Here is a 12,083-nt window from a genome sequence, read left to right as displayed (position 1 = left end):
AAAACTATATTAAGAAGTTAAATGATTCAATTACATTACTAAACATTCCATCAACTTTGTTCCATCTCTCTTCATTTGTTCCTACAGCAAAAGTATAAAGTGTTCCCCTATCAATTACGACTGTAGCTAGTTCATTCCTGGCTTGTTTATCTAAATTTAATTCATACTCTAAATCATAGAAAATATGATTGGATAGCTCCCTCTTGTTGGCATTAATAAGTTTTACCTCTCTACCTGAACCTTCGGGAGCAATTACTTTATCAATTAATGTTTGACCCACTTCACTTGGGGTCCCCAATTGCTCTAATTGAACCTCTTTATTTACATCAGAAACTACTAAACTTAATGTCTCATTACTATTGATTAAATCATGATAAATAATTTCAGGTCCTCCATCGACTTTTATTCTTGTCCATCCTGTTGGATACAAAAATGCATATCTTCCGTCGGGACTTTGATAAGCTTCTAATCCCGCATTGATACCTCCACTACAAGCGTTAAGTATTAAACACAAAAAAATTAGAAATAAATATTTGAAAGGGTTGAATTTATTATTTTTCATTTTGTTTGAAATTACTAACTAAAAACATAATAAGACATTAAAAGCAAACAATTATGGCAATTCAGAATTTTGGGTCTAAATTAATCCTAGAAATAGTTGAATTTTGATTACCTATACCAAACCACTTTCAAAATTAATTGGTCATTTTGAGAAATTTCCAGGGATTGGTCCAAGAACAGCTCAACGATTAGCACTATTTATTCTAAAACAACCTGAAAGTACAATAAGGGATTTTTCAAAAGCTTTGTTAGAAGCTCATAGTAATGTTGGCCGTTGTAAAAAATGCTTCAATTTGACATCAGCAGATGAATGTGAAATATGCAGAAATACTGAAAGAAACCAAAAACTAATCTGCGTAGTAGCAGAAACCAAAGATTTGCTTGCTTTAGAACGAGCGAGAGAGTTTAAAGGTGTCTATCACGTCATTGGTGGTTTAATATCTCCAATGGATTCTGTGGGACCTGAACTTTTAGAAATAAGAAGCTTAGTAGAACGAGTTAGCAAGTCTGAAATAGATGAGATCATACTTGCATTGACCCCAAGTGTTGAGGGAGATACAACAAGTCTTTATATTGGAAAATTATTAGCCCCTTTCACTAAAGTTACGAGGATTGCCTATGGCCTCCCAATGGGAAGTGAACTTGAATATGTAGATGAAGTGACCCTCGCTAGGGCCTTAGAAGGAAGAACAAAGCTTAATTAGAAATGAAACAAAATAATCTAATCAAGAAAGAAAAAATTTTAAGACTTCCTCCATGGATAAAATTTCCTATTAGTAAAGCTTCAGAGTTCGAAACAATACAATCACTTATTAAAAAACTAGATATTCATACTATTTGTGAAGAAGCAAGATGTCCAAATAGAGCAGAATGTTATGCCTCAGGAACAGCCACTTTTTTACTAGGTGGATCAATATGTTCTCGTTCTTGTGCTTTCTGTCAGGTAAATAAAGGTAGACCTAGTTCAGTCAATAGTAATGAATTTATTCAAGTTGCTGAAGCAGTAAAAGTATTAAATTTGAAATATGTTGTTTTAACATCGGTAGCTAGAGATGATCTCACTGACCATGGTGCAAATTTATTTATATCTACAATGAATGAGATTAGAAAAGTTGATTCAAAAATAAAAATAGAGGTTTTGACTCCTGATTTATGGGGTGGGGGCAAGAATTTTGATGAAACTAATAATCTTCAGACTAAAAGATTGAAGATGATTTTAGATAAAGATCCAATTTGCTTTAATCATAATCTTGAAACTGTCGAAAGACTTCAAAAAGAAGTTAGGAGAGGTGCAAATTACAAAAAATCACTAAGTTTACTAAAAAAGTCAAAAGAAATTGCTCCTCATATTCAAACTAAATCAGGCATTATGTTGGGCCTTGGGGAAACATTGGATGAAATAAAACATACAATTTATGATCTTAAAAATATAGATTGTGATCAAATTACAATAGGTCAATATTTAAGGCCCTCATTAAATCATTTGGCAGTCAAGAAATATTGGGATCCATCAGAGTTTGAATATTTATATCGCTTCTCCAAGGAATTAGGATTCAAGAAAGTATCTTCTGGCCCCTTAGTTAGAAGTAGTTATCATGCCGGTTAGCTTTCTTCAATTAAAGAGAGTTTCTTTTCAAGTTTTTTCAATATGTGAATACATTCTCCTGTCATAAGTGTCCCGGCACCTCCCCAAACCAATCTTAAAAAAAGATCTACTGGACTAGAACCAACTTCTTTTATGATTTTAAATCCGATTAATTTGAAGTATCTTACAAGTTTTTTGCTATATCCTTCACTATCGAAAATGGCTAAAAGTCTTGCTTTGTTGCTTGATTTTTTTTCAATTCCCCAAGCCATAGTTGTTGCCCATATTAATTCTGAAACATAGGGAGGGGCTTTACTTAGGATTCTTAATGTATCAAGTTGAATCCCCTGCTTATTCAAATAAGTCCAACCTTTCATTTCGGCCCAAATCTTTATAATCTTATCTTTTTGTTCTGCTACAACGATTCTAAAGAAACATAATCCAAGAGTTTCTCTAACTTGTATTTTAATTAATAGTCCAATTGAACTTGCTAATTTTTCTAATTCTTCAACTTTCATGATTTTGGAAAATTATTCCTTATAGATTTTATGATTCTATCCTTTTAATCTATCGATCTGTTTTTGCCTTTCTTCAAATCTTTTTCTATCATCATCACTGAATTGATTTATGCAGAAATGACATTGGATACCCTTTCTATATTCTTTTCTTTTTTGATCTTGAATTGAAATTGGCATTCCACATGCATGACAAATCGAGTAGGAACCTTTTTTTAATTCTTGATCTAAAGCAACTCTTTTATCAAAAACATAACATTCGCCTTCAAATAAGTTTTCTTCTCCTGGTATATCATCAAGGTATTGAAGGATGCCTCCTTGTAGGTGATAAATATTTTTATAACCTTTCTTTTTCAGCAAACTAGTAGCTTTTTCACATCTGATACCGCCGGTACAAAACATTGCTATATTTGTAGATTGTTTATTTTCTAAATGACTATCTAAATGATCATCTACCCACCTGGGGAATTCGCTAAAGTTTCTCGTATTTGGGTTTATAGAATTCTGAAATGTTCCTATAGAAACCTCATAATTATTTCTAGTATCAATGACTATTGTATTTTGATTTTTAATTAACTTATTCCAGGCAACTGAGTCAATATAAGTCCCATTATCTTGTGAAGGGTTTATTCCATTAATGCCCATCGTAACTATTTCTTTCTTGATTTTTATTTTTAATTTTTTGAAGACTTTCTTTTTTGAAAAGTTTACTTTCATATTCAAATTTCTATTATCTGTATATTTGTTAAGTAAATTGATAACTATATTAATTATATTTTTCTCAGCACAAATAGTTCCATTAATACCCTCACTTGCAAAAATTAATAAACCTGAAAGATCGTTTTCATTTTCAATTTCTAATAATTTATTTTTGAGATCAAGAATTAAGTTTTCTTGAAATGGGAAGAAAGAATAAAGAGAAACAATTTTATAATTTTTGCCTTTCATAAAGAAGATAATGTTTTTTCACAAGTTTCAAAATCTTTGTTAAAAGATACTCCAACTTCTTTAAGAAGCTTTCTGTCTGATTGAAAAGATGGATTTGAAGTTGTGAGTAACTCATCTCCATAAAAAATTGAATTTGCCCCACATTGAAAACATAAAATTTGGGCTTCTTTTGAAAGCTTTTCTCGCCCTGCACTTAATCTTATTTTACTTTTAGGCATAAGAATTCTTGCTGTAGCTATCATCCTTATCATTTCAATAGAATCAATTTCTTGATTATCTTCTAAACCAGTACCTTCAATAGCTACTAATGAATTTATAGGAACACTTTCAGGGTGCGGATTCATGTTTGAAAGCACTTCCAAAAGAGATGCTCTATCGCCATTAGTTTCACCTAAACCTATTATCCCTCCACAACAAACATTTATTCCTGCATTTCTTACTCTTTTGATAGTATCTAGTCTGTCTTGATAAGTCCTAGTCGTAATAATATTTTTATAATGCTCAGGACTTGTATCAAGATTGTGGTTATACGCGGTCAAACCTGCATCAGCTAGCCTTGAAGCTTGGTCTTCTGTAAGCATCCCAGCGGTAACGCATGCTTCCATCCCTAAATTTCTTACACCACTAACCATCTCTAACATTGCATTAAAAGATTTCCCATCTCTAATTTCTCTCCATGCCCAACCCATGCAAAACCTATCTGCACCCTCATTTTTTGCTATTTGAGCTCTTGCTAAAACCTCTTCAACTTGAAATTGCGGATGACTTTTGATTTCGCTAGCACTATAAATTGATTGACTACAGTACGAACAATTTTCCTCACACCCACCAGTTTTTACGCTGAACAATGATGCTAATTGAATGTTGTATTTGTTAAATTTCCTGTGAACAATTTGTGATTCCCACATTAAATCAATCAGAGGCTTATTAAGTATTTCCAATATTTCTTCTTTATTCCAATCGAACCTAATTTCTCTTAATAACTGCTTATTCGAATTAGTCATTTTTCGTCAGGAAGAACATTGAGGATCTTTTAAAGACTCGTTTGGTAATGATTCTATACCTCCGAAACGTCTATTCCTTGATTGGTAATCAATTATTGCTTTAAGAAATTCGAACTCATTGAAGTCTGGCCAAAGTACTTCAGATATATAAATTTCTGAATAAGCTAATTGCCATAGAAGAAAATTACTGATCCTTTTTTCTCCACTAGTTCTAATTAGTAATTCTGGATCCTTAATTCCTTGAGTTAATAGCTCTGAATTAAATAATTCTTCATTAACTTCACTTGGTTTTATTTCCCCAGAAAAAGATTTAAATGCTATTTCTTTCGCAACTTTTACTATTTCTTGCCTCCCTCCGTAATTGACACAAACATTTAATAAAAAAGTGTTGTTGTTTTTTGTTAGAGATTCAGAATTGTAGATTATTTTTTTTAAAGTCTCTGGGAAAGGAGTTAAATCTCCAATAAATTTTATTTTAATTGATTCTTGATGGATCTCTTCAATTTCCCTTTCCAAAACTTCGCTAAAAAGATTTATGAGAAAATCGACTTCTTTCGTTGGTCTTGTCCAATTTTCAGTTGAAAAAGCATAAACAGTTAGGACCTTACAACCTAATTTTTTTGAAGCTTTAATAATTTCTTTTAATACACTAACCCCCTTGTTATGACCAAATGATCTAGGTAAACCTTTTTTAGTCGCCCATCTCCCATTACCATCCATAATTATTGCTACATGTTCTGGCACTTTTTGCTTATCTATTCTCTTGGATAAGTCATTATTTTTTTTGTCAATTATTTTTCCTAAACTCATTAGTTAATCCTTTTTATTAGTAATGATTTCTGTTTTGTTTGACTCTTTTTCATTGGTATCACTGATAATATTATCACTTTGGATTGGCTTTTGGGCCAAAATATTTTTACTTGAAGATGATTTACTTGTTCCCATTGAGTTTTGGCTCCCAATCAAATTTACAAGAAGTTCTTCTAATCTGCTGCTAGTAATTGGTCTCTCAAGTTTTCCCTGATTTGCTAATGATAACGTACCTGTCTCTTCAGAAACAACAATACATATACATCTGTCAAATCTTTCTGTAATTCCTAATGCTGCTAAATGTCTTGTTCCATATCTACTAATTCCTTGCCTCGAGAGAGGAAGTATTACACCCGCAGATATTATTTTGTTACCTTTCACAAGAACTGCTCCATCATGTAACGGTGTATCTGTGGCAAAAAGATTTATTAAAAGGTCAGTTGATAATTGTGCCTCAATATTTGTACCTGAATATAAAAAATCTTCAGGCCTTAAATCACTCCCCAAATCGACAACTATTAAAGCACCTCTCCTGTTTTGAGAGAGTTTACCTGCAGTATTAACTAACTGAGAAATAGTAGTTGATGATGCTCTAAATTCTTTTGGGGGATTTCCTAATAAAACAGCTAGCCTTCCAGTGCCTAATAATTCCATTAATCTTCTTAACTCTCCTTGCCAAAGGATCGCTAAGGAGAGAGAACAGGCGAGAACTACAGCATCAATTAATTTTGATGTTAATGGGAGGTAAGCATATCTTTGTATAAACCATGCGGAAGAGACTAAAAACAAATATCCCCTCAAAAGCCATAATGTCCTCTGTTCTTTTACTCTAGAAAATAATAAAATTCCGAAACCAATAGCAAATAATACATCTAATAAAAGTTTTAAATTTATAATCCCCCAGAAATTCACATTAAATATAAAATTAATTTAAATGTACCTAATTTTGTTTAATAAAGCGATCAGGCAATACATCATATTTCAAAAGATCTAATGAACTTTCTCTCTTTTGAATAATCTCAGCTTCACCATCATAAACTAATAGGGCAGCGGGTCTTGGAATTCTGTTATAGTTAGAACTCATTGAATTATTGTACGCACCTGTACCAAAAACACATATTAGGTCTCCTGTTTTACAATCTCCTAGTTCTATCTCCTTAAACAATACATCTCCTGATTCGCAGTGCTTACCAGCAATAGTATATTTATTTTTGGAATTAATATTTAGGGGATTACTAACCAAGCATGCAGAATAATTTGATTGATATGTTATAGGTCTTGGATTATCACTCATCCCCCCATCAACAGATAAATAAGTTCTGATACCAGGAATTTCTTTAAATGCCCCAATTTTGTAAATTGTTACCCCTGCTGTAGATACAATCGATCTTCCAGGCTCACACATCAATGTAGGTAAATCTAAATTGTGTTTTTTGCAAGCTTTAACGACTGAGGTGGAAATTGTTTTTACCCATTCATCAATAGAAGGGGGGTCGTCATTTTCTGTATATTTAATGCCTAAACCTCCACCTACATTCAATTTTTCAATATTATGGCCAAATTTTTTGGCGTCTAAAATAACATTTACCATTATTTCGCCCAGATCCTTATGAGGGTCTAGTTCAAAAATCTGGGAACCTATATGAGCGTGTAATCCTTTTAATTTTAGATTTTTGGTTTTACTGATTTTGGCAAATAAAATATTTAAATATTCAATTCCGAAACCAAATTTGCTATCAAATGACCCTGTTCTTATGTATTCATGTGTGTGACATTCTATCCCAGGAGTAAAACGAACCGAAATTTCTAAGTCACGATTAAATGAGTTTGAGATGTCCTCTAATCTCTCTAAGTCATAATCATTATCTACAATTACTTTAATATTGTTTCTAACTGCAAACTCTATTTCCTTGTCTGATTTATTATTTCCATGAAAAACAATGTTTTCATTTGGGACACCACCTTTAAGAGCAGTTAATAATTCTCCTTCTGAAACCGCATCAAGTCCTAGACCTTCTGAAGAAACAAGGTTACTCATAAAAATAGAACTATTCGCTTTGGAGGCATATACAGGTAGCGATTCCCCTGGGTAAAATTTTTCTAATGCTTTTTTATACGCTCTACACGATTGTCTTAAAGTGATTTCATCCAAAATATATAGAGGAGAATCATATTTTTCGACTAATTCTTCAATTGAGCATCCCCCAATGGTTAACTTTCCATCGCTTCCGATAGATGCAGTAATAGGCACTATATTTTTATTAGGGCTTTTAAGGTCAATCTTTTGTTCCAAAAAGGATTTTTTTTCTTCCATGAGAGAACTTTAAATAGGTTTATCTAAAACTGTCATATTTTATAATGACTTATGTTCGAACTTTTTTTGAATACCCTTCCATTATAAAATGATATCTATTAAACAAATAAATGAGAAAGATATTGATTTATGTTATGAATTAGATTCAAATACGATTGCGTTATGGAGCAAAAAGCAATGGTCTAACGAATTCAAAAAAGAAGGAATAAAAGTCTTTGGATTATTGCTTGCAAATTTAGTAATAGGAATATGCGTTTTGCAAGTAGTTCTTGATGAAGCTCAAATAAATTATTTTGTGGTGAAGCAGAAATTTAGGAAAAAAGGTTTTGGATCATATTTAATGAGTTATTTAATAAAACGATGTAGATTATTAAATTTAACAAAAATACTATTGGAAGTTTCTGATAGTAATATTAATGCTGAAAAATTCTATAGCAGCTTTGATTTTTTTACTGTGGGAATAAGAAGAAACTATTATAGAGATGGATCAGATGCTCTTTTAAAAGAAAAAGAATTAATGACTAAAAAATAAAAAAAATTAATTGTTCGGATAACCAGAATGCTTGAAATTACTATAATTTATTGCTATATCACTGAAAAAAAGTAAATTTTGATTTAATAAAATATACTTTTGGGTATTCACAAAAGCTCATTGTGAACACAAAATTGACATATTGCTGGTAGGTTATAAGTAGGGTTTAATCTTCTAATGTTTGAAAGATTTACAGAAAAGGCAATAAAAGTCATTATGCTCGCCCAAGAGGAAGCAAGAAGGCTTGGTCATAATTTTGTTGGTACAGAGCAAATTCTATTGGGTTTAATTGGCGAGGGAACTGGAGTCGCTGCAAAGGTCCTTAAATCTCTTGGGGTTAATCTTAAAGACTCAAGGATAGAGGTAGAAAAGATAATTGGTAGAGGTTCAGGTTTTGTAGCAGTTGAAATACCCTTTACTCCTAGAGCGAAAAGAGTTTTAGAGTTATCTCTGGAAGAAGCTCGTCAACTAGGTCATAACTATATAGGAACTGAACATCTATTGTTAGGATTAATAAGAGAAGGTGAGGGTGTAGCAGCGAGAGTTCTTGAAAATCTTAGTGTTGATCTTACCAAAATAAGAACTCAGGTCATAAGGATGCTAGGCGAAACTACCGAAGTTGGAGCTGGAAATAATTCAAGTAAGGGTAATTTGAAAACTGCTACTTTAGATGAATTTGGAACAAATTTAACAAAGCTAGCTTCTGAATCAAAACTAGATCCAGTAGTTGGACGTCACGAAGAAATAGATCGTGTAGTTCAAATATTAGGTAGAAGGACTAAAAATAATCCAGTACTTATTGGAGAACCTGGGGTAGGTAAAACTGCTATTGCAGAAGGTTTAGCTCAGAGAATACAGTTGGGAGACATTCCCGACATACTTGAAGAGAAAAGAGTTTTAACCCTTGATATAGGCCTTTTAGTAGCCGGAACAAAATATAGAGGAGAATTTGAAGAAAGATTAAAAAAAATAATGGAAGAAATCAAATCTGCAGGTAACGTAATACTTGTCATAGATGAAGTGCATACTTTAATTGGTGCTGGAGCCGCTGAAGGAGCTATAGATGCTGCAAATATACTTAAGCCAGCATTAGCCCGAGGAGAACTTCAATGTATTGGAGCAACAACGCTCGATGAATATAGAAAACACATCGAAAGAGATGCTGCATTAGAAAGAAGATTCCAACCGGTCATGGTAGGAGAACCCTCAATTGAAGATACAATCGAAATCTTAAAAGGACTTAGAGAACGTTATGAACAACATCATCGTCTAAAAATAACTGATGATGCTTTAGAGGCTGCAGCACATCTTGGAGATCGTTACATATCTGATAGGTTTTTGCCTGATAAAGCGATTGACCTTATTGATGAGGCTGGTAGCAGAGTTCGTTTAATTAATTCTAAACTTCCACCCGAAGCCAAACAAATAGATAAAGAACTACGTCAAGTTCAAAAGCAAAAGGAAGAATCTGTAAGAGACCAGAATTTTGATCAGGCAGGCCAATTAAGAGAAAAAGAGATGGAACTGTCTGCAAAAATCAAAGAGGTGCTTGAGAACCAAAAAGAATCTACAATCGAGGATGAATCTAATATCGCTTCAAACTCAGTTAAAAGTGATTCAAAGCTTTTACAAAATCCCCTTGTTAGTGAAGAGGACGTAGCACATATCGTAGCATCATGGACAGGTGTTCCTGTTCAAAAACTAACAGAAACAGAATCTGTCAAGCTTCTTAACATGGAGGAAACTCTCCACCAAAGACTTATTGGACAAGATGAAGCAGTAAAGGCTGTATCCAGAGCTATTAGAAGAGCAAGAGTTGGATTAAAAAATCCTAACAGACCCATAGCAAGTTTTATTTTTTCAGGCCCTACTGGTGTAGGTAAAACTGAATTGACCAAATCTTTAGCTTCATATTTCTTCGGAAGTGAAGAAGCAATGATCAGATTAGATATGTCAGAATTCATGGAGAGACATACAGTTAGTAAACTTATAGGTTCTCCTCCAGGATATGTTGGTTTTAATGAAGGTGGACAGCTTACTGAGGCGGTAAGAAGACGTCCATATACAGTTGTTTTATTTGATGAGGTAGAAAAGGCCCATCCAGATGTATTTAATTTATTATTGCAGCTACTTGAAGACGGTAGGTTAACAGATTCAAAGGGCAGAACTGTAGATTTTAAAAATACTTTGCTAATAATGACCTCTAATATTGGTTCAAAAGTTATCGAGAAAGGTGGAGGCGGATTAGGATTTGAATTTTCCGGTGATTCTGTTGAAGATAGTCAATATAATAGAATAAAATCTCTAGTCAATGAAGAGCTAAAGCAATACTTTAGACCTGAATTTTTAAATAGACTAGATGAAATAATTGTATTCAGGCAACTAACCAAAAATGAGGTTAAAGAAATTGCTGAAATTATGTTGCTAGAGGTTTTTGAAAGATTAAAAGATAAAGGCATTAAGTTAAATGTCACTGATGCTTTTAAAGAAAGACTTGTAGAAGAAGGCTATAATCCTTCTTATGGAGCAAGACCTCTAAGGAGGGCTGTTATGCGCTTACTAGAAGATAGTTTGGCTGAAGAAGTTCTTTCAGGGAGAATAAAAGATGGAGATACCGCTTTAGTTGATATAGATGATAATAAAAAAGTTACAATTAATATTTCTTCTGAAGAATCTCCTCAGGAGCTAGCAAGTGCTAACTTTTAGAAATTAGCAAATATGCAGACAATTTCTCCAGAAATCATATTTAGGGGAAAAGATGCTTGGGTAAATGCTCTACCTCAAATTACTAAAATAACTAAAAGTCCTTTAATTTTAGGGAGAAGCATTCATACTGGTAAACCAAGAAATAAAATTTTTAGAGATTTAAAAAATCATAATCTTCATGTTAATTCTGCTAATTTACAATTTGATTGTTGTTTCGAAGATATTTCAAGAATCAAGAAAATAATCTTAAAGAATAAACATGATTCTGTTATCGCAGCTGGAGGCGGCAAAGTTCTTGATTCTGGGAAATATATAGCAGAATGTCTTAATATTCCCTGTATTACAGTGCCTCTTAGCGCCTCTACATGTGCTGGTTGGACGGCTTTATCGAATATTTATACAAAAAATGGCCAATTTATTCGGGATATTGTATTAAGATCTTGTCCAAAAATCCTAGTATATGATCATGAATTCATTCAAACAGCTCCATCAAGAACACTTGCAAGTGGAATAGCAGATGCTTTAGCAAAATGGTATGAATCCTCAATAACAAGTTCAGCAATAGATGATGGCCTTGTACAACAAGCTATTCAGATATCAAGGGTTTTAAGAGACCAATTACTAATAGATGGAGCTAAAGCTTTTAAGGGTGAATTTGAAGATAATCCTTCTTGGAGAAATACTATAGAAGCATGTGGGCTTACAGCGGGATTAGTAGGAGGTATTGGAGGAGAAAAGTGTAGAACAGCCGCAGCACATGCTATTCATAATGCGATAACACAGATAATTACCCCAAATAAATTTTTTCATGGTGAGATAGTTGGAGTTGGATTATTATTGCAATTAAGACTTGAAGAAATGAAAAATAATAATAAATTAGCCGATCAATCGATTAAACAATTGATGGTACTAATGAACGAATTGAAATTGCCAACTACTATTGCACAATTGGGAATAAATGTTTTTGAGAATCAAAATTTAGATAAAATTGCTAATTTTACTTGTAGAGATAAATCTGAGATTCACTTCTTGCCTTTTGAAATTAGGAAACAAGACATAGTTGAGCTTATTACTAATTTCGAACAACAAAAATTAAAAATATAAATAT

Annotated in this window: 12 protein-coding genes; 5 read left to right on the top strand and 7 right to left on the bottom strand. The window is 32.7% G+C overall.

All coding sequences use genetic code 11. From position 1 onward, the window contains the following. Positions 1–4: 4 nt before the first annotated feature. A complete protein-coding gene (gene psbP / locus SOI86_RS02890) occupies positions 5–562 on the bottom strand; it encodes a photosystem II reaction center PsbP (RefSeq protein WP_320682106.1) in 558 nt (185 codons plus the stop codon). A gap of 103 nt (positions 563–665) precedes the next feature. Here psbP and recR point away from each other — a divergent pair, with 103 nt between their 5' ends. After that, a complete protein-coding gene (gene recR / locus SOI86_RS02885; protein ID WP_320682105.1) occupies positions 666–1,265 on the top strand; it encodes a recombination mediator RecR in 600 nt (199 codons plus the stop codon). Positions 1,266–1,267: 2 nt separating this feature from the next. Further along, a complete protein-coding gene (gene lipA, locus SOI86_RS02880) occupies positions 1,268–2,167 on the top strand; it encodes a lipoyl synthase (RefSeq protein WP_320682104.1) in 900 nt (299 codons plus the stop codon). Here lipA and SOI86_RS02875 read toward each other — a convergent pair. Genes SOI86_RS02875 through lysA form a run of 6 tightly spaced genes read right to left on the bottom strand, consistent with a single transcriptional unit; the run spans position 2,164 to position 7,737 of the window. Then, positions 2,164–2,664 (bottom strand): hypothetical protein, encoded by a 501-nt coding sequence (locus SOI86_RS02875; protein WP_320682103.1) that lies wholly within the window; start codon positions 2,662–2,664, stop codon positions 2,164–2,166. The two genes, lipA and SOI86_RS02875, sit on opposite strands and share 4 nt — an antisense overlap. 36 nt (positions 2,665–2,700) lie before the next feature. Further along, positions 2,701–3,609, bottom strand: a complete 909-nt coding sequence (locus tag SOI86_RS02870; RefSeq protein ID WP_320682102.1) for a rhodanese-related sulfurtransferase — start codon at positions 3,607–3,609, stop codon at positions 2,701–2,703. Further along, complete coding sequence (gene bioB / locus SOI86_RS02865) at positions 3,606–4,613, bottom strand: biotin synthase BioB (RefSeq protein ID WP_320682101.1); 1,008 nt, start codon at positions 4,611–4,613, stop codon at positions 3,606–3,608. Before bioB ends, SOI86_RS02870 begins: the two co-directional genes overlap by 4 nt. 6 nt (positions 4,614–4,619) lie before the next feature. Next, the gene (locus SOI86_RS02860; protein WP_320682100.1) at positions 4,620–5,423 is read right to left on the bottom strand and encodes an isoprenyl transferase; all 804 of its coding nucleotides are present in this window, start codon (positions 5,421–5,423) and stop codon (positions 4,620–4,622) included. A 3-nt stretch (positions 5,424–5,426) separates the two neighbouring features. Further along, entirely contained in the window at positions 5,427–6,335 is a 909-nt protein-coding gene (gene cdaA, locus SOI86_RS02855; protein WP_320682099.1) for a diadenylate cyclase CdaA, read from the bottom strand. Between the two features lie 28 nt (positions 6,336–6,363). Then, on the bottom strand, positions 6,364–7,737 hold the full coding sequence (gene lysA, locus SOI86_RS02850) for a diaminopimelate decarboxylase (RefSeq protein ID WP_320682098.1): 1,374 nt from the start codon (positions 7,735–7,737) through the stop codon (positions 6,364–6,366). A gap of 88 nt (positions 7,738–7,825) precedes the next feature. On the opposite strand from lysA, the gene SOI86_RS02845 reads away from it, so the two are divergent. The 3 genes from SOI86_RS02845 (at position 7,826) to SOI86_RS02835 (ending at position 12,079) form a co-directional block, all read left to right on the top strand. Further along, entirely contained in the window at positions 7,826–8,269 is a 444-nt protein-coding gene (locus SOI86_RS02845) for a GNAT family N-acetyltransferase (protein ID WP_320682097.1), read from the top strand. 177 nt (positions 8,270–8,446) lie between these two features. Continuing rightward, positions 8,447–10,975 carry an ATP-dependent Clp protease ATP-binding subunit gene (locus SOI86_RS02840; RefSeq protein WP_320682096.1) on the top strand — a complete coding sequence of 843 codons (2,529 nt, stop codon included), beginning with the start codon at positions 8,447–8,449 and terminating at the stop codon, positions 10,973–10,975. A 12-nt stretch (positions 10,976–10,987) separates the two neighbouring features. After that, on the top strand, positions 10,988–12,079 hold the full coding sequence (locus SOI86_RS02835; RefSeq protein ID WP_320682095.1) for an iron-containing alcohol dehydrogenase: 1,092 nt from the start codon (positions 10,988–10,990) through the stop codon (positions 12,077–12,079). The last annotated feature ends 4 nt before the right edge of the window (positions 12,080–12,083 follow it).

It is taken from the genome of Prochlorococcus sp. MIT 1314 (assembly GCF_034093315.1).
Taxonomy (GTDB): Bacteria; Cyanobacteriota; Cyanobacteriia; order PCC-6307; family Cyanobiaceae; genus Prochlorococcus_A; species Prochlorococcus_A marinus_Y.
Note: the sequence above shows the minus strand (reverse complement) of the source record. Positions and strands in the feature narration are given on the sequence as shown.